The 25,444-nt window shown below is 40.3% G+C and carries 26 protein-coding genes; 23 read left to right on the top strand and 3 right to left on the bottom strand.

Translation table 11 applies throughout. The annotated features are described in order from the left end of the window. Window positions 1-8 precede the first annotated feature (8 nt). The 13 genes from rplO (at window position 9) to truA (ending at window position 8,778) form a co-directional block, all read left to right on the top strand. On the top strand, window positions 9-449 hold the full coding sequence (rplO, locus tag NE257_RS08075) for a 50S ribosomal protein L15 (RefSeq protein ID WP_007207610.1): 441 nt from the start codon (window positions 9-11) through the stop codon (window positions 447-449). Then, window positions 449-1,744 (top strand): preprotein translocase subunit SecY, encoded by a 1,296-nt coding sequence (secY, locus tag NE257_RS08080; protein WP_007207609.1) that lies wholly within the window; start codon window positions 449-451, stop codon window positions 1,742-1,744. Before rplO ends, secY begins: the two co-directional genes overlap by 1 nt. Before the next feature lie 66 nt (window positions 1,745-1,810). Further along, a complete protein-coding gene (locus NE257_RS08085) occupies window positions 1,811-2,455 on the top strand; it encodes an adenylate kinase (protein WP_251886179.1) in 645 nt (214 codons plus the stop codon). A gap of 176 nt (window positions 2,456-2,631) precedes the next feature. Then, a complete protein-coding gene (gene infA / locus NE257_RS08090) occupies window positions 2,632-2,850 on the top strand; it encodes a translation initiation factor IF-1 (protein WP_002288695.1) in 219 nt (72 codons plus the stop codon). A gap of 32 nt (window positions 2,851-2,882) precedes the next feature. Continuing rightward, a complete protein-coding gene (gene rpmJ / locus NE257_RS08095; RefSeq protein WP_002288710.1) occupies window positions 2,883-2,999 on the top strand; it encodes a 50S ribosomal protein L36 in 117 nt (38 codons plus the stop codon). Between the two features lie 18 nt (window positions 3,000-3,017). After that, window positions 3,018-3,383: a 30S ribosomal protein S13 gene (gene rpsM, locus NE257_RS08100; RefSeq protein ID WP_007207606.1), complete on the top strand. Its 366-nt coding sequence runs from the start codon at window positions 3,018-3,020 to the stop codon at window positions 3,381-3,383. A 31-nt stretch (window positions 3,384-3,414) separates the two neighbouring features. Then, the gene (gene rpsK, locus NE257_RS08105; RefSeq protein WP_007207605.1) at window positions 3,415-3,804 is read left to right on the top strand and encodes a 30S ribosomal protein S11; all 390 of its coding nucleotides are present in this window, start codon (window positions 3,415-3,417) and stop codon (window positions 3,802-3,804) included. Window positions 3,805-3,884: 80 nt separating this feature from the next. Further along, window positions 3,885-4,823: a DNA-directed RNA polymerase subunit alpha gene (locus NE257_RS08110; protein WP_007207604.1), complete on the top strand. Its 939-nt coding sequence runs from the start codon at window positions 3,885-3,887 to the stop codon at window positions 4,821-4,823. Between the two features lie 24 nt (window positions 4,824-4,847). Further along, a complete protein-coding gene (gene rplQ, locus NE257_RS08115) occupies window positions 4,848-5,228 on the top strand; it encodes a 50S ribosomal protein L17 (protein ID WP_007207603.1) in 381 nt (126 codons plus the stop codon). Between the two features lie 255 nt (window positions 5,229-5,483). Beyond that, complete coding sequence (locus NE257_RS08120; protein ID WP_251886180.1) at window positions 5,484-6,323, top strand: energy-coupling factor ABC transporter ATP-binding protein; 840 nt, start codon at window positions 5,484-5,486, stop codon at window positions 6,321-6,323. Next, window positions 6,299-7,165 carry an energy-coupling factor ABC transporter ATP-binding protein gene (locus NE257_RS08125; protein WP_251886181.1) on the top strand — a complete coding sequence of 289 codons (867 nt, stop codon included), beginning with the start codon at window positions 6,299-6,301 and terminating at the stop codon, window positions 7,163-7,165. Before NE257_RS08120 ends, NE257_RS08125 begins: the two co-directional genes overlap by 25 nt. After that, window positions 7,155-7,952, top strand: coding sequence for an energy-coupling factor transporter transmembrane component T family protein (locus NE257_RS08130; RefSeq protein WP_007207600.1), 798 nt, complete (start codon window positions 7,155-7,157; stop codon window positions 7,950-7,952). The genes NE257_RS08125 and NE257_RS08130 overlap by 11 nt, the downstream gene beginning before the upstream one ends. Before the next feature lie 85 nt (window positions 7,953-8,037). Beyond that, a complete protein-coding gene (truA, locus tag NE257_RS08135) occupies window positions 8,038-8,778 on the top strand; it encodes a tRNA pseudouridine(38-40) synthase TruA (RefSeq protein WP_040366171.1) in 741 nt (246 codons plus the stop codon). A gap of 140 nt (window positions 8,779-8,918) precedes the next feature. Here the strand turns inward: truA and glnA are convergent, their stop codons facing one another. The 3 genes from glnA to rpmB form a co-directional block, all read right to left on the bottom strand. Then, window positions 8,919-10,259 carry a type I glutamate--ammonia ligase gene (gene glnA, locus NE257_RS08140; RefSeq protein WP_007207598.1) on the bottom strand — a complete coding sequence of 447 codons (1,341 nt, stop codon included), beginning with the start codon at window positions 10,257-10,259 and terminating at the stop codon, window positions 8,919-8,921. A 301-nt stretch (window positions 10,260-10,560) separates the two neighbouring features. Then, complete coding sequence (locus NE257_RS08145) at window positions 10,561-13,179, bottom strand: YfhO family protein (RefSeq protein WP_251852016.1); 2,619 nt, start codon at window positions 13,177-13,179, stop codon at window positions 10,561-10,563. 149 nt (window positions 13,180-13,328) lie between these two features. Continuing rightward, complete coding sequence (rpmB, locus tag NE257_RS08150; RefSeq protein WP_007207596.1) at window positions 13,329-13,517, bottom strand: 50S ribosomal protein L28; 189 nt, start codon at window positions 13,515-13,517, stop codon at window positions 13,329-13,331. A 263-nt stretch (window positions 13,518-13,780) separates the two neighbouring features. Between rpmB and NE257_RS08155 the strand changes: the two genes are divergently transcribed. The 10 genes from NE257_RS08155 to NE257_RS08200 all read left to right on the top strand — a co-directional run bounded on the left by NE257_RS08155 (window position 13,781) and on the right by NE257_RS08200 (window position 25,412). Then, complete coding sequence (locus tag NE257_RS08155) at window positions 13,781-14,143, top strand: Asp23/Gls24 family envelope stress response protein (protein ID WP_007207595.1); 363 nt, start codon at window positions 13,781-13,783, stop codon at window positions 14,141-14,143. 40 nt (window positions 14,144-14,183) lie between these two features. Beyond that, window positions 14,184-15,851, top strand: coding sequence for a DAK2 domain-containing protein (locus NE257_RS08160; RefSeq protein WP_251886182.1), 1,668 nt, complete (start codon window positions 14,184-14,186; stop codon window positions 15,849-15,851). Window positions 15,852-15,929: 78 nt separating this feature from the next. After that, entirely contained in the window at window positions 15,930-17,954 is a 2,025-nt protein-coding gene (recG, locus tag NE257_RS08165) for an ATP-dependent DNA helicase RecG (RefSeq protein ID WP_251886183.1), read from the top strand. A 44-nt stretch (window positions 17,955-17,998) separates the two neighbouring features. After that, a complete protein-coding gene (gene plsX, locus NE257_RS08170) occupies window positions 17,999-19,006 on the top strand; it encodes a phosphate acyltransferase PlsX (protein ID WP_251886184.1) in 1,008 nt (335 codons plus the stop codon). 104 nt (window positions 19,007-19,110) lie between these two features. Next, complete coding sequence (acpP, locus tag NE257_RS08175; protein WP_007207591.1) at window positions 19,111-19,356, top strand: acyl carrier protein; 246 nt, start codon at window positions 19,111-19,113, stop codon at window positions 19,354-19,356. Window positions 19,357-19,764: 408 nt separating this feature from the next. Beyond that, window positions 19,765-20,772, top strand: coding sequence for an ABC transporter ATP-binding protein (locus NE257_RS08180; RefSeq protein WP_251852021.1), 1,008 nt, complete (start codon window positions 19,765-19,767; stop codon window positions 20,770-20,772). Further along, window positions 20,773-21,717 carry an ABC transporter ATP-binding protein gene (locus NE257_RS08185; RefSeq protein WP_251886185.1) on the top strand — a complete coding sequence of 315 codons (945 nt, stop codon included), beginning with the start codon at window positions 20,773-20,775 and terminating at the stop codon, window positions 21,715-21,717. Next, entirely contained in the window at window positions 21,717-22,679 is a 963-nt protein-coding gene (gene opp4B, locus NE257_RS08190; RefSeq protein WP_007207588.1) for an oligopeptide ABC transporter permease, read from the top strand. The genes NE257_RS08185 and opp4B overlap by 1 nt, the downstream gene beginning before the upstream one ends. Before the next feature lie 15 nt (window positions 22,680-22,694). Further along, window positions 22,695-23,612: an ABC transporter permease gene (locus NE257_RS08195; protein WP_040366169.1), complete on the top strand. Its 918-nt coding sequence runs from the start codon at window positions 22,695-22,697 to the stop codon at window positions 23,610-23,612. A gap of 18 nt (window positions 23,613-23,630) precedes the next feature. Further along, window positions 23,631-25,412, top strand: coding sequence for an oligopeptide ABC transporter substrate-binding protein (locus tag NE257_RS08200; protein ID WP_251886186.1), 1,782 nt, complete (start codon window positions 23,631-23,633; stop codon window positions 25,410-25,412). Window positions 25,413-25,444 lie beyond the last annotated feature (32 nt).

Consider the following 25,444-nt stretch of genomic DNA (forward strand, 5'->3'; position numbering starts at 1 on the left):
GCCAAACCATGAATCTTCATGAATTAAAACCTGCAGAAGGTTCTCGTCAAGTGCGTAATCGCGTTGGACGTGGAACATCATCTGGTAATGGTAAAACAGCAGGGCGTGGACAAAAAGGTCAAAAAGCACGTTCAGGTGGCGGTGTACGTTTAGGATTTGAAGGGGGTCAAACACCTTTATTCCGTCGTTTACCAAAACGTGGATTCACAAACATCAACCGCAAAGAATATGCTGTTGTTAATGTGGAGCTTTTAAACCGTTTTGAAGACGGAGCTGAAGTTACACCAGTTGCTTTAATTGAAGCTGGAATCGTGAAAAATGAAAAAGCTGGAATTAAAGTTTTAGGTAACGGAGAATTAACCAAAAAATTATCTGTAAAAGCTGCGAAATTCTCAAAAACAGCAGAAGAAGCAATCGTAGCTGCTGGTGGATCAATTGAGGTGATCTAATGCTTAAACTTTTGAAGGATGCTTTTAAAGTTAAGGATATTCGCTCAAGAATTCTATTTACTGTCTTAATATTGTTTGTATTCCGAATCGGGGCACACGTTACTGTGCCTGGTGTGGATGTAAATCGATTGGAAGATATTGCAGATTTGCCATTTTTAGGGATGTTAAATCTCGTGAGTGGTAGTGCCATGCAAAACTTTTCAATCTTTTCGATGGGGGTCTCTCCCTATATCACTGCGTCAATTATCGTTCAATTGTTGCAAATGGATATCGTTCCACGTTTTGTGGAGTGGTCGAAGCAAGGTGAAGTTGGTCGCAAGAAGTTAAATCAAGCAACACGTTATTTGACGTTGGTACTGGGCTTTTTACAGTCTATGACTTTGACTGCCGGATTTAACTACTACACTCAATATGGATTTGTTAACAATCCAAACTGGAAAACTTTTGTTACCATTGGGATTATCTTAACTGCAGGAACAATGTTTGTGACGTGGTTAGGAGAACAAATCACTGAAAAAGGAATCGGAAACGGTGTATCAATGATTATCTTTGCGGGGATTATTTCAAGATTGCCGGTTAGTGTGAAGGAACTATATGAAGATTACTTCGTTAATGTGCCATCATCTGACTTATGGAAATCGGGCATCTTTGTTGCCATCTTAATTGTTGCAGTGCTTGTCATTGTTACTCTAGTGACATATTTCCAACAAGCAGAACGCAAGATTCCTATTCAATACACTAAAAGAATTACTGGTGCGCCAACAAGTAGTTATTTACCGTTAAAAGTAAATGCTGCTGGGGTTATCCCTGTAATTTTTGCTAGCTCATTTATTACGACACCAAGTGCGGTTATCCAAGCGCTTGGGAGCTCTTATCAAAATGAATCTTGGTATACAGTGGTTACAACTATTTTTAGCTATAACACTGTACCGGGTGCAACTATTTACACTGTGTTAATCGTTGCATTCACTTTCTTCTATGCGTTTGTGCAGGTCAATCCCGAAAAATTGGCTGAAAACTTACAAAAACAAGGAAGCTACATTCCAAGTGTTCGCCCTGGTAAAGGAACAGAGGACTATGTTTCAGCCGTTTTAATGAGATTGAGTACAGTTGGTTCTATTTTCTTAGGACTAGTTGCTCTAGTTCCAATCATTGCGCAAATGATTTGGGATCTACCACAATCGATTGGACTCGGTGGTACAAGTTTATTGATCGTAATCGGTGTTGCTTTAGAAGCTGCAAAACAGCTTGAAGGACTAATGCTAAAACGTCATTATACTGGCTTTATGAATTAACAAGTGATTGAAGTGTTGAGGCATTTCCCTCAACACTATTCAAGAACTTTATAAGGAGGAAGCAGAATGAACCTCGTTTTAATGGGGCTTCCTGGCGCAGGAAAAGGTACCCAAGCAGAAAGAATTGTTGCTACTTATAACATTCCACATATTTCTACTGGTGATATGTTTCGTGCGGCAATGGCAAACAAAACAGAACTAGGATTAAAAGCAAAATCATACATGGATCAAGGCAACCTCGTTCCAGACGAAGTGACTAATGGTATTGTAAAAGAACGCTTAGCAGAATCAGATACGGACAAAGGCTTCTTATTAGATGGCTTTCCTCGTACACTGGATCAAGCAAAAGCTTTGGATACAATGTTAAATGAACTTGGTAAGAAACTAGATGCCGTGATTGATATTCATGTCCCTGAATCTATTTTAGTTGATCGATTGACTGGACGCTTCATGTGCCGTGATTGCGGTGCAACGTATCATAAAGTATTTAACCCGACAAAAGTGGAAGGTACTTGTGATAAATGTGGTGGCCACAATTTCTATCAACGTGAAGATGATAAGCCTGAGACGGTCAAAAATCGTCTAGCTGTCAATGTCAAAAGTAGCGAACCTATTTTATCGTATTACAAAGACAAAGGTTTGTTGCAATCTATTGATGGCAATCGTGAAATCGATGCTGTATTTGCAGATGTAAAAAAAATTATCGAGTAACGATCGATTGCCTACTCACAGGTGCAATGACTTTTTCTTGATATATTAGTAGAAACATGCTACAATGTTTCAGTCTGACTTCTACTTGTAGAAGTCTCGAAGATTATTAGGTGGAAGCATTGCATTCCGCCGTTTTATCGTGTGAAAATGCGAAAAAGTACAAGGAGGTACTGTGCGTGGCAAAAGAAGATATGATTGAAGTCGAAGGTACAGTCGTCGAAACTTTGCCGAATGCAATGTTTAAAGTCGAATTGGAAAACGGACATCAAGTTCTAGCAACTGTTTCTGGAAAAATAAGAATGCATTACATTCGAATTTTACCTGGAGATAAAGTAACGGTTGAGCTTTCACCGTATGATTTGAACCGTGGCCGTATTACATATCGCTTTAAGTAATTGTACTCCGTAAAACCACAGGAGGTATTATCATGAAAGTAAGACCATCAGTAAAACCAATGTGCGAACATTGTAAAGTAATTCGTCGTAAAGGACGCGTTATGGTGATTTGCCCAGCAAATCCAAAACATAAACAACGTCAAGGATAATCGGAGGTGTAACAAGCTATGGCTCGTATTGCAGGAGTAGATATTCCTCGTGATAAACGTGTAGTCGTTTCTCTTACTTACATTTATGGTATTGGAAATACGACTGCCAAACAAATTTTAGCAAACGCTGGTGTTTCTGAAGAAGTTCGCGTTCGTGATTTAACGAATGATCAAACAGACGCTATCCGTGCTGAAATCGACAAATTAAAAGTTGAAGGTGACTTACGTCGCGAAATCAACTTGAACATCAAACGTTTGATGGAAATCGGTTCATACCGTGGTATCCGTCACCGTCGTGGATTACCAGTTCGTGGACAAAACACGAAAAATAATGCACGTACTCGTAAAGGCCCGTCTAAAACAGTCGCAGGCAAGAAAAAATAATTGATTTTAAAGTGAAGGAGGTTATAACTTCATGGCAGCAAAAAAAGTGAGTCGTAAACGCCGTGTGAAAAAGAATATTGAATCTGGGATTGCACATATCCACTCAACATTCAACAATACAATTGTAATGATCACTGATACTCATGGTAACGCGTTAGCATGGTCATCAGCTGGTGCATTAGGTTTCAAAGGAAGCAGAAAATCAACTCCTTTCGCCGCTCAAATGGCAGCAGAAACTGCAGCTAAAGCAGCAATGGAACACGGATTAAGAATAGTAGAGGTAACTGTAAAAGGTCCTGGTTCAGGACGTGAAGCAGCTATTCGTTCATTACAAGCAGCAGGCTTGGAAGTAACGGCAATCCGTGACGTGACTCCAGTACCTCATAATGGGTGCCGCCCTCCAAAACGCCGTCGTGTTTAATGAGTGCTTCTCATATGAGCAATATTAGTATCGCGTCATTGAACAAGACACTTTTCGTTTGAAAGGGGTAAGAGATAAGAATGATTGAATTCGAAAAACCAAGAATTGCAAAGATTGATGAAGAGAAAGATTATGGCAAGTTCATCGTGGAACCACTAGAACGTGGCTACGGAACTACTTTAGGAAATTCCCTACGTCGTATTTTGTTATCTTCTTTGCCAGGGGCAGCAATCACTAATATTCAAATAGATGGCGTATTGCACGAATTCTCAACAATTAAGGGTGTTCGAGAAGACGTGGCTCAAATCATCTTGAATATTAAAGGCCTAGCATTAAAATTGTATGGCGAAGATGAAAAAACCCTTGAAATCGATATTACAGGTCCTGCAACAGTTACTGCTGGCGATATTATCGTTGACAGTGATGTAGAAATCCTGAATAAAGATATGTACATCTGTACAGTCTCTGAAGGTGCTACCTTCCACGCTCGCTTAACAGTGAAGCCTGGTCGTGGGTATGTTCAAGCAGATGAAAACAAAAAAGATGACATGCCAATCGGTGTGTTGCCTGTCGATTCTATTTACACACCAGTTCGTCGTGTGAACTACCAAGTAGAGAACACTCGTGTTGGTCACCGTGATGACTTCGACAAATTAACGATGGAAATTTGGACAGATGGTTCAATTGAACCATTAGATGCAATGAGTTTAGCAGCAAAAATCATGACTGAACATTTAGACATCTTTGTTAACCTTACTGATGAAGCGAAAAACGCTGAAATCATGGTAGAAAAAGAAGAAACACAAAAAGAAAAAATGTTGGAAATGACGATTGAGGAACTAGACTTATCTGTACGTTCTTATAACTGTCTAAAACGTGCAGGAATTAATACTGTACAAGAATTAACGAATAAGTCTGAACCTGAAATGATTAAAGTACGTAATTTAGGCCGTAAATCACTTGAAGAAGTGAAAGCTAAATTACATGATTTAGGATTAGGGTTACGTAAAGACGATTAAACCTTTTCAAAGGAGGGAAACCAAGTGAGTTATCGTAAATTAGGTCGCACATCAAGTCAACGTAAAGCGATGTTGCGTGATTTAACAACTGATTTAATCATTAACGAACGCATTGTAACGACAGAAGCTCGTGCGAAAGAAGTTCGTTCAACTACAGAAAAAATGATCACTTTAGGAAAACGCGGTGATTTACATGCACGTCGTCAAGCTGCTGCATTTGTTCGCAATGAAGTTGCTAGCGTACGTGAAGAAAACGAAGAAGTTGTTATCGAATCAGCTTTACAAAAGTTGTTTAGTGATATCGCTCCTCGTTATGCTGATCGCCAAGGTGGCTATACTCGTATTTTGAAAACTGAACCAAGACGCGGAGACGCTGCCAAAATGGTTGTCCTAGAATTAGTATAAAATCACACTTATCATCATTTTATCGATGCAAAAAGAGTGTTATGATGTTGGAATAGTATTCCGAGTCTAGCTCAGCGCTACCCCTTGATTTTTTCAAGGGGTATGCACTCATCATAAGATGTTGGTGTTTTTTTTTACTCTCGATTACCTGTCTTGACAGATGATGGAGAGTGAAAAAAATGTTCTTCTGAGTGATTGCGTTCACTGTTTTTTTTTGGTAGTGTTTTATGCAGATAGAATAGCGGGGGTAAAGAAATGGATCCGATAGTTGAACTAAAAAATATTACATTTAAATACCAACCAGAAGACAGTCGGCCAGCGATTGACCATGTTTCATTAGAAATTTATCCGGGTGAGTGGATTGCAATCATTGGTCACAATGGCTCAGGTAAGTCGACTTTGGCAAAGACAATCAATGGGTTACTATTGCCTAATGAAGGAGAAGTCCGTGTTGCTGGTCAAATACTTTCAGAAGAAACGATTTGGGGAATTCGCAAAGCAGTCGGGATGGTTTTTCAAAATCCAGATAATCAGTTCGTAGGAGCAACAGTAGAAGATGATGTCGCATTTGGAATGGAAAATCAAGGAGTCCCTAGAGAAGATATGGTAACGCGCGTCAAGGATGCATTAGAGCAAGTACGAATGAGCGACTTTGCAACGCGTGAACCAGCTCGACTATCCGGTGGACAAAAACAAAGAGTCGCAATTGCAGGTGTTGTTGCCTTACGTCCAGATCTTATTATTTTAGATGAAGCGACAAGTATGCTTGATCCAGAAGGGCGCTTTGAAGTAATCGAAGCAATTAAGAAGATTAAAGAGGAAAGTCAGCTAACGGTCATTTCAATCACGCATGATATTGATGAAGCAGCGAATGCGAATCGTCTTTTCGTCATGAAGCAAGGTCAGCTAGTCAAAAAAGGGACTCCGGAAGAAATCTTTTTAGAAGGTCCCAAATTAATTGAATTAGGATTGGATTTGCCGTTTCCAGAAAAACTGAAACAAGTTTTAAAAGAACGTGGGTTGCCTGTGCCTGATTCATATCTATCTGAGGAAGGAATGGTTGAGTGGTTATGGACGTCCGTTTTGAACAAGTAGACTTTACCTATCAGCCGAAGTCACCATTTGAACAGCGCGTGTTGTTTCAATTGGATATGACGATCAAAGATGGTAGCTATACAGCCATTGTCGGTCATACAGGGTCGGGGAAATCTACACTATTGCAACACTTAAATGCGTTATTAAAGCCAACACAGGGTACTGTAAAAATTGGTGAAAGAATCATTACACCTGAGTCGAACAATAAAAACTTAAAGCCGATTCGCAAAAAAGTCGGCATCGTCTTTCAATTTCCAGAAGCTCAGCTTTTTGAAGAAACAGTGGCGAAAGATATTATGTTTGGACCTAAAAATTTTGGTGTTCCTGAAGAGCAGGCGCGGCAATTAGCTGAGGAATACTTGGAGCTTGTGGGACTTCCGGCAGATATATTGGAAAAATCACCATTTGATTTGTCTGGTGGGCAGATGAGACGGGTAGCGATCGCGGGTGTGTTGGCGATGGAACCAGAAGTATTGGTCTTAGATGAGCCGACAGCGGGTCTGGATCCACAAGGAAGAAAAGAAATGATGGCGATGTTTGAAGCCTTGCACAAACAAAAGAAGATGACGATTGTCTTGGTGACACATTTAATGGATGATGTCGCTGATTTTGCTGATTATGTCTATGTCCTTGAAAAAGGAAAGTTGGTGAAAGAAGGCACCCCAAGAGATGTCTTTCAAGACGTCTCTTGGCTTGAAGAGAAGCAACTGGGCGTGCCGACAGCGACGCGCTTTGCACAAAAGCTAATGGCTAAAGGTGTTTCATTTAAGATGTTGCCGTTAACAGCAAAAGAATTGGCAGATATGATTCTAGCCAAGGAGGATCAAAACTATGATGAATAAATTGATTTTTGGTCGATATATACCAGGTGATTCATTTATTCATAAGTTGGATCCGCGGACAAAATTACTCGGCAGTTTTTATTTCATTGGGATTATTTTTTTAGCGAATAATTGGCAAAGTTATTTATTTTTAGCGGCCTTTACGTTAGTGGCGATTGCTCTTTCAAAAATCAGTTTTACATTTTTTTGGAAGGGCGTACGGCCTCTATTGTGGCTAATTCTCTTCACTGTTGCGTTACAGATGTTTTTTACATCTGGAGGTATCGTGTATTGGCAGTGGGGGATTTTACAGCTGACTGAATTTGGTGTACGTAATGGGATTTTTATCTTTTGTCGATTTGTATTAATTATATTTATGTCGACACTCTTAACCCTAAGTACCCCCCCACTTGAACTGTCGGATGCTTTGGAGTACGTATTACGGCCGTTAAAAGCTGTGAAGTTTCCCGTCCATGAAATTTCATTGATGCTATCGATTGCGCTGCGATTTGTACCGACATTAATGGATGAGACGGAAAAAATCATGAATGCCCAACGTGCAAGAGGGGTGGACTTTGGTGAAGGGAACTTAATCCAAAAGATGCAGGCAATCGTGCCGTTATTGATTCCGTTATTTGTCAGTAGCTTTAATCGTGCGGAAGACTTAGCGACAGCTATGGAGGCACGTGGCTATCAAGGCGGAGAAGGAAGAACGAAGTATCGTATTCTCCATTGGCAACGACGAGACACTGCCGTTGTGGTTGTTTTTGCTTTATTAACAGTAATATTAATCGGACTGAAAAGTTAAGAAGAGGTGTATCTGAAATAGCTCAGTGTGTAGTTGAAGCAGTGAGAAGGACGGATACACTCTTTTTTTGAGAAAGGAAATGAGTATGGTTAGATACAAAGCAATTATCGCGTATGATGGGACGCTTTTTCATGGCTTTCAGCGTCAGCCACAAGGACGGACTGTGCAAGAAGAACTGGAGCGAACGCTATCCAAAATGGCTAGTCAGCCCATCGTTGTGCATGGATCAGGTAGGACGGATGCGCATGTCCATGCATTGGGACAGGTCATTCATTTTGATTATCCAAAAGAGCGTCCACTTGAAAAGATGCGTTTTGCGATGGACACGCAGACACCAGAGGATATTGCTGTGAAGCAAGTGGAAATAGTGGATGAGCTATTTCATGCGAGGTATTTGGTACAAGAGAAAGTCTATGAGTTTCATGTCCAAATCGGCAAACCACGGAGCCCGTTTCGCCGTCATTATGCTAGCTACTATCCATATCCACTAGACTTAGCAAAAATAGAACGAGCGTTGCCTGATTTATTAGGAACACATGATTTTAGCGCGTTTTGTGCGAGTGGCAGCTCAGTCGAAGATAAAGTCAGGACAATCTATGAAGCAACGATGGTGCATGATGAAGCGTTGAGTGAGCTGGTATTTACCTTTCGTGGCGATGGTTTTTTGTATAAAATGATTCGCATTTTGGTCGGGACATTATTAAAGATTGGAAATGGACGCTTAGAGGAGACGAGCCTTCCTAAAATTATTGCAAGTAAGGATCGAAATTGTGCAGGACCGACTGCCCATCCAGAGGGCTTGTATTTGAAAGAAGTCAAATATTAAACGAGTGTGTTATGTACTACTAGATCTAAATGGTGTCTACTAAAAAAGACCAGGTAATCCAAAAGTTTGAGAAATAACTTCTGGATTGCCTGGCTTTTTGCGTGTAGATTAAGTTGTTTTATCCACTTATAATCTGTTGATTAATATAATTCTAAGTATTGTTCACGTTCCCACTCTGTTACAGCTTGACCAAATGCTTGCCATTCGATTGTTTTTGCTTCATAGAAGTTATTGAAGATATGGCTGCCAAGTGAGTCTACGATAACTTGGTCGTTTTTCAATTCTGCTAATGAAGCTTGCAAGGTACCTGGTAAATCATAGATGTGAGCTGCTTCACGTTCTTCTTCAGTCATCACATATATGTTGCGGTCGACTGATTTTGGTGGTTCCAATTCGTTTTTCACACCATCAAGTCCAGCAGTTAATAGTGCTGCAAGAGCTAAGTAAGGATTAGCAGTTGGGTCAACTGAACGTAATTCCAAACGGGTTGATAATCCTCTTGATTCTGGCACACGGATTAATGGTGAACGGTTGCGTCCTGACCATGCGATGTAGACCGGTGCTTCGTATCCTGGTACGAGACGTTTGTATGAGTTTACTGTTGGGTTACAGATGGCCGTAAATGCTTTGGCGTGTTTCATTAGACCTGCTAAGAAATGATACGCAGTTTGAGATAATTGGATGTCGCCATCTTTATCGAAGAAGGCATTTTCAGATCCTTTGAATAGAGACATGTTGCAGTGCATACCAGAACCGTTAATACCAAACAATGGTTTTGCCATGAATGTTGCATGTAGGCCGTGCTTGCGAGCGATTGTTTTCACCACAAGTTTAAATGTTTGGATATTGTCGCAAGCTTCCACAGCGTTAGCGTATTTAAAGTCGATTTCGTGTTGTCCAGGGGCAACTTCATGGTGAGAAGCTTCCACTTCGAATCCAAGGTTTTCTAATTCTAATACGATGTCGCGACGGCAGTTTTCGCCTAAATCGGTAGGAGCAAAGTCGAAGTAGCCACCTTGGTCATTTAATTCAGTGGTGATGCTATTGTCAGCTGCAAGTTTGAATAAGAAAAATTCTGGTTCAGGTCCTAAGTTGAATGAAGTGAAACCAGCTTTTTCCATATCAGCTAAGGCACGTTTTAGATTTCCACGAGGATCACCAGCAAATGGTGTACCGTCAGGATTGTAAATGTCGCAAATTAAACGAGCGACTTTTCCGTGTTCGCTTTCCCATGGGAAAATCATCCATGTATCCAAATCAGGATGTAGATACATATCGCTTTCTTCAATTCGTACAAATCCTTCAATCGAAGAACCATCGAACATCATTTTGTTTTCTAACACTTTATCAAGTTGAGAAGCAGGAACCTCGACGTTTTTAATTGTTCCCATAATGTCAGTAAACATGAGGCGTAAGAATCGTACATGTTCTTTTTCAACAATCGCTTTAATTTCTTCAGCAGTCTTTTTTGCTTTTGGCATTGTTCATCCCATCCTTTTTGTATCGGCTATTCTAGTGCTCACCAATCTTATTGTCGTTCATGTAAAGAAATATAACATGGTTAGTGGAACAAGTAAACCAATTTTTTTATAAAACAACAGAAAATTCTAAAAATTATTTCTGAAAAGATTGAAAAACTTTCGATTATTAGCCTATCAGTCTTTTTTTAGGATGAAAACGGTGACGTAAGGAAAAATAACAAAATAAATAAAGCCAATTCCTTCGCTGATGAAAATAAACAAAAGCAAGGAACTGGCGATGCATTTTTAGTGAACCTGTCAATTAAGTGTGAGGATGATGGTTTTTGCGATGGCGTCCATACAGCCATTGCAAGAACACAAAAAGCACGATTGAAATCAAGCTACTGTAAAAGCCTAATAAGAAACCATCTGGAAGATAGCTGAATACAACAGTGTGGGTACCTTTAGGAATCGTTACTTTGACAAAGGCATCTTTAAAGGAAGATACGGTTGCTTTCCTGCCATCAATTGTTACGCTCCAGCCTTTATCATATGGAATAGTCGTGATCAGGGCTTGCTCTTTATCAGTAGTGATTGTTGCGGATGCGCCCCGATTGGTTGTTGTCATTGAGACATTTTGGTTTTGAATGGCATCAACTGCTTCTTGGTATGCAATCGTGTCTAAGCCGACCACTTTAGGTGTCTGGAACGTGACCTGATCGGTACCGTAGAAGCTAGCGGCGAATGTCACAGTTGTTTCATTGGCATAATAGCCTAAATCATAATATTGGCCATTGATATTTAGCTGGGTTTTGCGTTCTGTGCCATTGACGCGAATCGTAACGGTCGAGCTTTGTAAGTCATTGTAATTAGATGGGTAAAGACTTAGGTAGGCTTGTGTATTCGCTGGAATGGTCACATCCCACGTCACGTCTTTGGCTAAGTTAGAAGCGACTTCTTTATAGGTTGTTTGATTGCCTTGCGTTTCCAGGGTGGTGTTGTTCGTGTTGATTACACGAATAGGATACAGTGTAAAGTAGTTCAAGTTCAATCCAGATAAATAGTTCATCAACGTTGTTTGGTTGAGTAAGTTGTCATTATCGTATGTCGTCACTGCTTGATCATCTGTTGAGGCTAGGTAGCCTAAAGATAAGGCATCGGTATTTTCAAATAAAGAGTAGTTGCCTTTTGTTGTCGTCTGAGTAAATCCATATTTACTAATTGGCGTAGAGGCGATGTTGTACTTTATGCCAGTAAATGCATCCATTAGCAAGGTGTTATTATTGTAACGGATGTTTAGATTGGTGCCACTCGAACGAAAACCAAGCTGATTTAAGTAACTAGAAGAATGGCGGTTACGAATGGAAGAAAATAGGCTAATACCGCTGTATCCATAATTAATACTATCGTTTGGTGAAACGTTATCCAAATTTTCTAGTCGATAAAAGGTAGTGTTGTCTTCTTTTGTTTGATTCACCAGAGATTGAATCGACGGATATGGGTCAGTGTACAAGCTACGAGAAGCATAGTTCCAATCATCTAAAATGCCGTGAATCATTCCATTCGTATTTAGGCCAATCTCGACTACAGCACATAGTAGTAATAACAAGGAAAATTGCTTCAGTGAAAGAACATGAAACGTCATACTGGCAGTGCATAGTGCATACAATCCTAAGAATACTAACGTAAGGATAAAAGAACTGAGTGTGACGTACCCATATGCCGTGTCGCTCTTATCTAGCACGAAGTAAGTAACGATAAAGCAAATCAGTAAAAGTAAATTGCCCAGTAGATAGATAGGGGTGTGCTTTGGCGTTAATTGCTCCCAACCATACCCAGCGAGTAAAATAATAAGAAAAGAAAGCAAAAAGGAATAACGGAACAAAAACATGTTCGGCGCATGCATGCCTTGCCAAAATAAATTAAGCGGCTGAAAGTAAAAACTAGCGATAATCAGTCCGGCTAATAAAGCAAAGCCGACTTTCTTTTGCCAAGGAATCGTTCGGACAAAGAAATAAAACAAGCACAAACTTAATGGCAGTAAACCAATATAGATAAAAGGAATGGAGCCGTATTTGGTCGTATCATAGACGCCCACCATATTTTTAATGAAGAAGTCAAACATGCCAGTTGCTTCAGTTTTTAGTGTAGTGATCTTGGTGAGTTCTTCACCGTTTGTCTTTAGGTCAAGATACGTAGGCAGTAATGTGAGCATGGCTGTTCCGACAGATAGACCAGCTGTCAGGGCGTAGGGAAAGAAGCTGTGCTTGACGTCTTTCCATTGAGTAAATAACAAGACAAGGTAATACAACCCAGAAAAGAGCGCGACCATGAATCCCATGTAGAAATTTGAAATAAATAAAAGAGCATAGCTGATGAACAAGAGCCAAGGGCGGCGTTGTTGGATGAGGCGATGAATGCCCCAAATGACAAGTGGTAAAAAGGTAAAGGTATCTAGCCACATCACGATTTCAGAGTGAGCAATGGCAAAAGACATTAGCGCATAGCAGCTGGATAACGTCAAAAGATTCCAGCGTGAGAGCTTAAAGGTGTGCTGAGCAAATAACCAAAAGCTCAGTCCGGCAGCGCCAATCTTGACCAATGTTACTACATAGAGTGCATCGGGCATATAGCTATTTGGAAAGAATAGCACAAGCGGAGTAAACAATCCACCTAAATAGTAGGAAACAAGTGATAAATAGTTGAGTCCTAGTGAAGCGTTCCAAGTGTAAAAAAAGCTCTGCTTGCCAAGCAACATATTGCGAAAGCTAGCATGAAAATTTGAAAACTGTGCAAAGGCGTCACTGGCTAAGATGCTTCTAGAACTACCGGGATAAATGCCGATACTTAAATAAATTCCTGCCAAAATAATCACAGGTAGCAAAAAGCTTGCTAGTAAAAAATAGCGATGCGTGCGTAAGTATTGACGGAAAGTAAACACAAAAAAAATCCCCCAGTCATTTAGCTTGATAGAATGGTTTTAGTTTACCACATTCTGCTAAATCTAGGGGAATTGGAAGAGAAACGACACAGAAAATTCATAGATAAAAAAACCGTTCGTTAGACGAACGGTTACTTACTAGTTTTCAATTATACGCGTTCTACTTTACCAGATTTCAAAGCGCGAGCGGACACCCAAACTTTCTTTGGTGTTCCGTCGATCATTACGCGAACTTTTTGTAGGTTCGGTTTAACTGTACGTTTTGTAGAGTTCATTGCGTGAGAACGGTTGTTTCCACTAGATGTTTTGCGTCCTGTGAAATAGCAAACTTTAGCCATGTGTGTGTTTCCTCCTTTGCCTTGATTGTTAGCCTATACTTTGGCTCATACTAAATGAATTTATCATACCCCACAGAAATATGCAAGAAAAAATTAGGCTGCAATTGACTTTTTTTGTAAAAAAAGGTAAATTAAAGGCTGTCATTTTCAAGAGAAGGCAAGGTTTTTGACCTAAGAGGGCACTCGTTCTTTTATTTCAATGGTAGCTATGTTAGAATACTATAGTAGAAAATAGGCGAAAAGTCTGTTAAGGAGGCTATCTTATGGCTGTAAAAATGAAAAATGCATCCGGCATGATTGAAATATCAAACGAAGTCATTGCAACAGTTGTGGGCGGTGCAGCAACAGATGTATTTGGCATTGTCGGTATGGCAAGCAAAAATCAAATCAAAGACAATATCAATGAAATTTTACGTAAAGAAAATTATTCACGTGGCGTAGTCGTGCGTCAAGAAGAAAATGGTATTGCTGTTGACGTGTATACTATTATAAGCTACGGTACAAAAATTTCGGAAGTTTCACGAAATGTACAAGAAAAAGTGAAGTACAATTTGGAAACGATGCTCGGTATAACGGCTAACTCTGTGAACGTCTTTGTTCAAGGAGTACGAGTATTGCCCGACTAATAAACTAATTACAGGTTGTTGATCTTAAGGAGGATTATCAGTGAAAGTAACGAATATAAGTGCGGGCCAGTTCCAACAGATGGTGCAAGCCGGCGCTAATCGTCTACAAATCAATGCAGAATATGTCAATTCTTTAAATGTGTTCCCAGTACCAGATGGTGATACAGGGACAAATATGAATTTATCGATGACTAGCGGAGCGAAAGCTGTCAGTGATTCCGCGTCTGAGCAAGTAGGGGAATTAGCGAATCGTTTATCAAAAGGGTTGTTAATGGGAGCTCGTGGAAACTCAGGGGTTATCTTGTCGCAGTTATTTAGAGGGTTTGCTAAACAAATCCCAACAGTCGAAACACTTACTGCCCAAGAGCTAGCCCAAGCGTTTACGCGAGGTGTCGAAACTGCGTATAAAGCGGTCATGAAACCAGTAGAGGGCACGATTTTAACGGTGGCTCGCATTGGTGCGGAGTTTGGTGAACGCAAAGCAGCGGAAACCGATGACTGTATCGAAGTGATGCGTGCAGTAGTGACTGGTTCTAAGCGTGCATTAGCTAAGACACCTGACTTGTTGCCGGTCTTAAAAGAAGTTGGCGTGGTAGATAGCGGTGGTCAAGGACTACTTTTCATCTATGAAGGCTTCCTTGGAGCGTTGATGGGTGATTATCAGCCAGAAGAAGTGGTGGCGACACCTGCTGCAATGGATGAAATGGTGAACGCCGAACATCATCGCAGTGTACAAGGTCAATTAGCGACAGAAGACATCCACTTTGGTTACTGTACCGAAATTATGGTGAAAATTGGCGAAGGTCCGACCGTGGATTCCGCCTTTGATTATGAAACATTCCGCAATTATTTGAATGAGCTTGGTGATTCTTTATTAGTGGTCAATGATGATGAAATTATCAAAGTACACGTGCATACAGAGCATCCTGGTGAAGTGATGAATTACGGGCAAAAATTTGGTTCCCTTGTCAAAGTAAAAGTGGACAATATGCGGTTGCAACATGAAACCATTTTGGAACATGATGCAGAAACAACTAAGCCTAAGCCACGCTTGCCATATGCGATTGTAGCTATTGCAGCTGGAGATGGTGTGCAAGAATTATTCAAGAGTCTAGGTGTCAACTATGTGATTAGTGGCGGACAAACTATGAACCCAAGCACGGAAGATATTGTGAAAGCAATTGAAGAAGTGAATGCGGACAAAGTGATTGTCTTGCCTAACAATAAAAACATCTTCATGGCAGCTGATCAAGCCGCAGAAGTAGCGGAAATTCCTGTTGCGGTGGTGCCATCGAAGACGATTTCACAAGGAATGTCGGCGATGTTGGCATTTAACGAGACTGCTTCTTTAGATGAAAATAAAGAAGCGATGACCGAAGCCTTGGCAGGTGTGGTTAGTGGATCAATTACGCATGCGATTCGTGATACGCAAATCGATGGTATTACCATTACAGATGGCGACTTCCTAGGAATGGTTGATGGACGCATTGTTGCTTCAATGACAGATGTGTTTGCAGCTGGGATGACCACCTTGAAAAAAATGATAACTGATGAAACAGAGATTGTTACCATTATTATCGGAGAAGAAGGTAGCCAAAAAGAGGCTGATGCCTATGCGAGTGCATTAGTCGAAGAGTTCCCAGATATTGAATTGGAAATTCATGAAGGAAACCAACCTGTCTATCCATATTTATTTGCAGCAGAATAATCGTAAGGAAACGCTCGGATTAGTCAAAATTGGCTTTTTCGAGCGTTTTCTGGTGAATGATGGAAAGGAGTGAAGGCTATGCAATCGGTAGCGGTACTTGCCGGCGTGGGAGAAAAACGACAACAAGCATTGGCGGAATTAGGAATTGAATCGATTGAATCATTGCTGACGTATTACCCATTTCGCTATGAGGATGTGCAGCAGCGACAGTTATCAGAAATTCAAGACCAAGAAAAAGTGACGTTGAAAGGAACGGTCGTCTCACCGGCTGTGATGAGTCGCTTTGGCTATAAGAAAACACGACTGCAGTTTCGGATGATGCAAGATCGCGATGTCTTTCAGGTGTCGTTTTTTAATCAACCTTACTTAAAAGACAAAATTATTCTTTCAGAAGAAATTGTGGTATATGGCAAATGGGATGCCAAGCGCAAAGCACTGACTGGAATGAAAATCTTCGGTAGCGGCAAGCAAGATAGCTTTGCTCCGGTGTATCATGTTAGCAAAAAAATTCGTCAAGCAACCTTGCAAGACTTAATTAAGCAAGCATTTGCTCAGTTTGGCGAGCAAATCGAAGAAATCCTACCCGTCCAGCTTGTTGACAAGTATCGGCTAATGGAGAGAAAACAAGCCATTTACGCGATGCATTTTCCTGATGATATGGATACATACCGTCAGGCCAAACGGCGCGTCGTGTTTGAAGAATTCTTTTTGTTTCAAATGAAGCTCCAGGGATTAAAGCAAGCTGAAAAAGCTGAGGTGAATGGCCTTTGTTTGAGCTATGATGCAAAACAATTAAAAGCCTTTATTCAAAAACTTCCATTTGAACTAACGGATGCACAAAAACGAGTTACCAATGAAATTTGCGCAGATTTAAAAAGTCCAAAACACATGCAACGCTTATTACAAGGCGATGTTGGTAGTGGGAAGACGATAGTGGCAGCCATTGCGCTCTATGCGACGATTACGGCTGGCTTTCAAGGCGCGTTGATGGTACCGACAGAAATTTTGGCACAGCAGCATATGGAGAGCTTTGTGTCATTGTTTGCTGCAATGGACGTGACGGTCGCTTTACTAACTGGATCGACGAAAACCAAAGAACGAAAACATATACTTGCAGGTATCAAAGATGGCAGCATTGATATTTTGATTGGGACGCATGCTTTAATTCAAGAGGATGTCGACTTTGCCCAGCTTGGCTTGGTGATTACTGATGAACAGCATCGTTTTGGGGTGAATCAGCGAAAAGTGTTACGTGAAAAAGGGTGGAAGCCAGATGTCTTATTTATGACGGCCACGCCGATTCCACGGACATTGGCCATTACAGCCTATGGCGAGATGGATGTGTCGCTGATTGATGAATTGCCGAAAGGACGAATTCCGATTGAGACGCGTTGGGTGCGCCCACCTCAGCTAGACACGGTCTTGCATTGGGCTAAAAAAGAATTGGCTAAAGGCCATCAAATGTATGTCATTTGCCCGTTGATTGAAGAGTCTGAGATGCTAGATGTGCAAAATGCCCAGAAGATTTATGAAGAGCTGAAGGAGTTCTTTGAGCCAATCAATGCAGTAGGGCTATTACATGGCAAAATGAAGCCAAGTGAAAAAGAACAAGTCATGGAACAATTCAAAGAAAATCAGACACAGATTTTAGTCTCGACGACAGTGATTGAAGTCGGGGTAAATGTGCCGAATGCGACCTTAATGATTATTATTGATGCGGATCGATTTGGTTTGGCTCAGCTTCATCAATTAAGAGGACGCGTGGGACGTGGCGTGTCAGCATCGTATTGTATTTTGGTCGCCAATCCGAAAAATGAAGTCGGGAAAGAGCGCATGAAAGTCATGACTGAAACAACGAATGGTTTTGTCGTCAGCGAGCGGGACTTGGCATTGAGAGGACCAGGCGAAATCTTCGGCCAACGCCAATCGGGTCTGCCGGAGTTTTTGATTGCAGATATCGTCGAGCATGCGACAGTCTTAGAAGTAGCCAAACAAGAAGCCGAGTCAATCTGGCAGCAAAAAGACTGGAAACTTTTGCCAGCATTTCATGCCTTGGCTAGTTATTTAGCGAATGCTCGTAAGGAAAATGTCTTTTTCGACTAACGAGTTGTGTTATACTGAGAACGTCAGAAAGGAGTGCATCAGACATGAAAATTGCCGTCGATGCAATGGGCGGAGATCATGCTCCCAAAGTAATAGTAGAAGGAGTCATGTTAGCAAAACAATCGTTTCCTGATATTGAATTTCAATTATATGGAAAAGAAGATGCGATACGCCAATATGTAACGGATGAAACGAATATTACGATTATTCACACCGATGAAAAGATTGCGAGCGATGACGAACCCGTCAAAGCGATACGCAAAAAAAAGCAATCCTCAATGGTACTAGCTGCACAAGCCGTCAAAGAGGGACGAGCGGATGCTATCTTTAGCGCAGGGAACACAGGAGCGTTATTGGCAGCGGGGTTATTTATTGTGGGACGGATTAAAGGGATTGAACGACCAGGATTGATGTCCACGCTACCAGTCATGACAGGCAATCAAGGATTTGATATGCTCGATTTAGGTGCCAATGCCGACAATAAGCCAGAGCATTTGCTACAATACGGAATTTTAGGATCATTTTATGCCAAGAATGTCCGAGGTATCGCCAATCCGCGGGTAGGATTATTAAATAATGGCACTGAAGAGACAAAAGGTAGTGAATTAACCAAAAAAGCATTTGAACTCCTTAGCCAAGAACCATCTATCCAATTTGTCGGCAATGTCGAAGCGCGGGATCTTTTAAGTGGTGTGGCAGATGTGGTGGTAACGGACGGATTTACCGGAAATGCAGTACTTAAGACCATCGAAGGAACAGCGGCCAATATTATGAGCGTCTTAAAAGAAGCCATCTTATCATCTGGAATCAAAGGGAAGATGGGGGCATTACTGCTAAAAGAAAGCTTGCGTGATGTAAAAGGGCAGATGGATTATGCTAAGTACGGTGGGGCGGTATTATTTGGATTAAAAGCACCAGTCATCAAGACACATGGAGCGACCGGTCCAGAAGCAGTTGCCAATACAATCAAACAAATCCACACGATGCTAGATACGCAAGTAGTACCAAAATTAGTGGTGCATTTTGAAGCAGAGAAAAACGCAGAACAATAGGAGCCATGGAAGATACACGAAAAAAGCTAGACAAACTACTGGAGAATCGCTACAATAAGCAGTAGCTATTTTACTCTCTTATCAGTCAATGGAGGTGAAAACAGTTGACACGCGAAGAAGTATTTCCTAAAGTAGCCGCAGTGATTGCCAATCATTTTGATATTGATGCAGATCAAGTAACCGAATCTATGAGTATCAAAGATGATCTCAATGCGGACTCAATTAGTGTAATGGAGTTTGTTCTTGAATTAGAAGAAGAATTTGGGACAGAGATTTCAGATGAAGACGCGGAGCAAATTGAAACTGTAGGAGCTGCAGTTGATTATATTAGCGCCCATCTAGCAAAATAAATAGAAAAATCCGATTTATGAAACAATCAGTGCATCAAGCAGGTCTGTTCATAAGATCGGATTTTTTTATCGCGATTTATCTAAAATCATGCATTTTGGTTACCATTTCCTATTATTCGTAGGAAGAATCGCTGAAAAAGCTTTGAATTTTTTTTGCATCCATGAGTAAACGCTTCTTTTTTCTGAATTATCTGTAAAAAGCTAGCTTGACAAACATTTTTGGAACAATATAATAGGAATCTGGGGCCTATGTTAGTTTTTATCACTTGCAAACAGGCACTAGGTTGTTTATAATTATTAAAATAATCTGATACTTTTCTAAGAAAAGAAATGGAATCTTCAAGATTCCATTATTTTCTCTTTAAAGCATGGATTGAATTTGAGATTGAAAGAGAGAGGGGTATTCGTTTGTCTGCAGAAAAACAATTACTGGAGATTCAAAACTTGCATACCAGTTTTCGGATTAAAGACGAGTTTTATGATGCAGTTGATGATGTATCATTTGCACTGAATCATAACGAAATCCTAGCAATCGTTGGAGAATCTGGTTGTGGAAAAAGCACACTAGCTACTACGATTATGGGCCTACATGATCCATTAAATACGAAAATTACTGGCGAGATTCTTTATAAAGAACTAGATTTGGTTAATCTAAATGAAACGCTTTACAACAAAATTCGAGGCAATGATATCGGCATGATTTTCCAAGATCCATTGTCCGCTTTGAATCCTTTGATGCGTATCGAAGATCAAATCAAAGAAGGGTTAAGCTACCATACCAAATTAAATGCCAGCCAACGTCAAGAACGCGCAATTGAATTATTGGAACAAGTCGGGATTCCCAATCCTAAACGGGTTGGACATCAATATCCTCATGAGCTATCAGGTGGGATGCGCCAACGGGTGATTATCGCGATTGCGATCGCATGTAAGCCGCCAATCATCATTGCTGATGAACCGACGACGGCACTCGATGTAACCATCCAAGCGCAGATTCTTGATTTATTGAAGGACTTACAAAAAGAAACTGAAGCAGGCATCATCTTAATTACCCATGACTTAGGTGTCGTAGCAGAGATGGCTGACCGTGTCGCTGTCATGTATGGTGGGCAATTTGTCGAAGTTGCAACAGCTGAAGAATTATTCACCAATCCTCAGCACCCATATACACGTTCGCTACTTAATTCGATCCCGCAAGAAGACAACCGCGATAGTGAGTTGCATGTGATTGAAGGAGTTGTGCCTTCTTTAAAAAATATGGGACGCACCGGTTGTCGTTTTGCGCCACGTATTCCGTGGATTCCAGCAGAAGCGCATGAAGAAAATCCTGTGTTGCATGAAGTAACAGAAAATCATTGGGTTCGTTGCACGTGTTACAAGCATTTTCATTTTAGAGACGAAGAAGGAGAAGTGTAGATGTCAGAATTAATTACAATTAAAGATCTGAAAGTTCACTATCCAATTCGTAGCGGCTTTTTCAATCGCGTCACAGACTATGTCTATGCGGTAGACGGTGTCGATTTTGTGATAGAAAAAGGAAGCACTTATGGGCTAGTAGGTGAATCCGGATCTGGAAAGTCAACCACTGGTAAAGCCATCGTCGGCTTAGAAAAGATTAGTGGCGGAGAAATCATTTATAATGGTGAAAATGTAACGAAGGCTTCCGTTAGACGCAAGATAAATTACAACAAAGATATACAAATGATCTTCCAAGATTCGATGTCTAGCCTGAATCCTAAAAAGCGCGTAATTGATATTATTGCTGAACCATTGCGTAACTTTGAACGCATCAGTGATCAAGAAGAAAAGAAACGCGTCAAGGAATTGCTTGATATCGTAGGGATGCCAGAAGATGCACTTTATAAGTACCCTCATGAATTTTCAGGTGGGCAACGTCAACGGTTAGGTGTGGCTCGAGCAGTAGCTTCTAGTCCGAAACTAATCGTAGCAGACGAACCAGTATCAGCACTTGATCTATCTGTACAAGCACAAGTATTGAACTTTATGAAGCGTGTACAGCAAGAATTTGGCTTGAGCTTTTTGTTTATCTCGCATGATTTGGGTGTAGTGAAGCATATGTGTGACAACATTGCCATTATGTATAAAGGACGTTTTGTTGAGATGGGGACGCGGGAAGACATCTATACGAATCCGCAACATATTTATACGAAGCGCTTATTATCAGCTATTCCACATATTGACGTAGCACATCGCGAGGAGCACAAACTATTACGCCGTCAAGTTGAAGCAGAATATATCGCTCATCAAAAAGATTATTACGATGAAAAAGGTCGCGTGTATGATTTATCTGAATTGTCGGCGACACATAAAGTAGCAGTAAAAAATGGGGGTGCGAACTAATGTGGAAAACCATTCTACGTCGTTTGATATTAATGATCCCTCAAGTCATTATTTTAAGTATTTTGATTTTTGTTTTGGCAAAAATGATGCCAGGGGATCCATTTACAGGGTTAATTAACCCGAATACTGATCCAGCCAGAATCGAAGAATTGAAAAAAGCTGCTGGTTTGTACGATCCGTGGTACCAACAATATTTCCGTTGGGTCGGCAATGCATTGCATGGCGATTTTGGAAATAGTTACACATACAAATATGATGTTGCAACAGTCATTGGTCAACGGATCGGCAATACCGTTCGTTTAGCTATTGTATCAGTTATTTTGACCTATGCTTTGGCTATTCCTTTAGGTCTATATGCAGGACGTTACCAAAACTCTTGGTTTGATAAAGTCGTTGTCGTATACAACTTTGTCAGCTTTGCAATCCCGACATTTGTCTTGGGCTTAATTATGTTATTCTTCTTTGGTTATACCTTACACTGGTTCCCAACAAGTGGTAGTGTCTCAACTGATGCGACACCAGGAACGATTGGTTATTTCTTTAGTCAGATGTATTATGTATTGTTGCCATCTATCGTTCAGGCGTTACTTGGAACAGCAGTGACCATTCAATATTTGCGAAGCGAAGTCATTGATGCCAAGCAAATGGATTATGTACGGACAGCTCGTTCAAAAGGTGTACCGACAAGCAAAGTATTCAATCGCCACATTTTCCGTAATGCCTCATTACCGATAGCTTCAACATTAGGTTATGAAATTACTGGTTTGATTTCTGGATCAGTGATGATTGAAATTATTTTCAACTATCCAGGTATCGGAAATTTATTTGTTACGAGTATTAATCAACGTGACTATTCAGTCATTACAGCGTTGACGCTGATCTTTGGAATTGCCACATTGGTAGGAACATTATTGTCAGATATTATTATGAGTATTGTTGATCCACGAATTCGTATTCAATAAAATAGGAGGATGTACATGTCTAAGAAACAAGAAAAACAAGCAACAACAGTGTCTACTCCACCTATGGGGATGCGGATGATTGCTCGTGAGTTTAGCAAAGATAAATTAGCTATGTTCTCACTTGCGCTGTTGATTATTGTATTATTGATTGCCATTATCGGTGGTTTTGTTTTAAACCAAGATACAGTCACGAAAGTAAGTATTTTTGATAAATACGCTGTACCTGGTTCGACGTCAATGGATGGGCGCTACTATTTATTAGGAGCTGACGAAGGGGGCCGCGATGTATTTGGTCTACTAGTCATCGGTGCTCGTAATTCAATCATGATTGGGTTTGCCATTACGATTATTACTTCTATTATTGGGGTAGCAGTCGGAATTATCTCAGGATACTATGGTGGTATCGTGGATACGATTTTGATGCGTATTGTTGACTTCGTAATGATTTTACCAATTATGCTAATTATCATTGTATTAGTAACAATCGTACCAAAATACTCTGCATGGAGTTTGGTATGGATTATGTCGGCCTTTTACTGGGTCGGTAAAGCGCGGCTATTTCGAGCGAAAACATTATCTGAAAGCCGCCGCGATTATGTAAGTGCGTCAAAAACGTTAGGAACTTCTGATTTCAAAATCATGTTCCGTGAAGTGATGCCGAATTTAAGTTCATTAATTATTACGAACTTAACAATGAACTTCGCAGCGAACATTGGGATTGAAACAAGTTTGACTTTCTTAGGCTTTGGTTTACCAATGAATACACCAAGTTTGGGAACATTGATCGCTTATGCGACAAATGCAGAAGTCTTAACATCAAAATTATGGGTATGGCTACCAGCATCACTACTTATTTTGGTTTTGATGCTTAGTATAAATTATGTTGGTCAAGCATTTAAGCGTTCTGCCGATGCGCGTCAACGATTAGGATAATAAGAGGGGGAAAAAGGAATGAAAAAAAAAGCATTACTTGGTTTGGTTACCGTAGCAGGGCTAACATTGACTTTAGCAGCATGCGGTGGCAACAGCAGCAAAGGAACAAGCAGCAGTAGCGATAGCGCAACTGCCGATACAGGCGATTTCAAATTAAAAACAACCAATACAAAAGAAGCGATCAAAGATGGTACTCTAGAAATTGGTGTCGTATCAGATACTGCCTTCACAGGTATTTTCTCTGATGCATTTAAAGATCTTGATTTAGATACAACATTCTTCTCACCAGCAAATGAAGGATTGTTTAACACAGATAAAGATCTAAAAATGACTGATGGCGCAGCGAAAATCAAATTTGATGAAGATGCAAAAACAGTTACGATCACGATGACTGATGGTGTTAAATGGAGCGATGGTAAAGATGTTAATGCGGATGATTTAGAATTTCCTTACCTTGTAATTGGTAACAAAGATTATACTGGTGTTCGTTATGACTCTTCTATGAAAAATATTGTCGGTATGGAAGACTACCATGATGGGAAAGCGGACACGATTTCAGGAATCAAAAAAGTAAACGACAAAGAAATTCAAATTACCTATAAAGAAATGACACCATCAATGCTACAAAATGCAAGTTCTGGTGTTCTTGGATATGCTATGCCAAAACATACCTTTGATGGTATCGCTATAAAAGATATGGCTTCATCTGATCCAGTTCGTAAAAACCCAGTTACATTTGGTCCGTATGTAATCAGCAAAATTACTGCTGGTGAATCTGTTGAATTTACGCCAAATAAATACTACTATGGTGGCACACCAAAACTTTCTAAGATTGTCATGAAGACTGTACCAACATCTTCAGCAACAGCTTCAATGAAATCAAAAGAATTTGATATTTATGAAGGTATGCCAAGTTCTGAATATACATCATGGAAAGATTTAAGTGGCTATGAATTATTAGGTCAACAAAATACTGCTTATAATTATATTGGTTTCAAACTTGGTAAATGGGACAGCGAAAAAGGTGTCAACGTATATGATTCAAGCTCAAAAATGGCTGATAAATCATTGCGTCAAGCAATCGGATATGCTATTGATAACGAAGCAATTGCGCAAAAATTATACAACGGCTTACAAACTCGTGCCAACTCATTAATCGTACCTGCGTTTGGTACCAAATATGACAAAGATTTGAAAGGCTACACCCAAGATGTGAAGAAAGCCAAAAAATTATTGGATGATGCAGGTTACAAAGACACAGATGGCGATGGTTACCGCGAAGACAAAAATGGTAAGAAATTAGAAATTAACTTTGCTTTCCGTGATGGTGGAACAACAGCTAAATCACTAGCTGAATACTACATCCAAGCATGGAAAGAAGTTGGCTTAGATGTGAAATTGGCAACTGGACGTCTAATCGAAGTAAACAGCTTCTATGACAAGGTTCAAAATGATGATCCTTCTATCGATATGTATCAAGCTGGTTGGTCAACTGGTTATGACCCAGATCAATCTGGTTTATACGGTGAAGATGCTCAATTTAACTTCACTCGTTTCGTATCGGATGAAAATACGAAACTAATCAAAGAAATGTCTTCAAAAGATGCATTTGATGATGAAAAAGCAGCGAAAATCTATAAAGAATGGCAAGAATATGCGAATGATCAAGCATTTGTTATTCCAACAACTTATAGCTTTGATGTGACACCAGTATCTGATCGTGTGACAGGTTACGATATCTCTCGTGACCTTGACCACAACGTATTTGCAGAAGTTGGCGTAACTTCAGAAAATCGTTAAGCCAATTTGTCAAGGAACTACCCACTCGTGAG

Origin of the sequence: Enterococcus italicus, assembly GCF_023743875.1 — a bacterium.
Classification (GTDB): Bacteria; Bacillota; Bacilli; order Lactobacillales; family Enterococcaceae; genus Enterococcus_G; species Enterococcus_G italicus.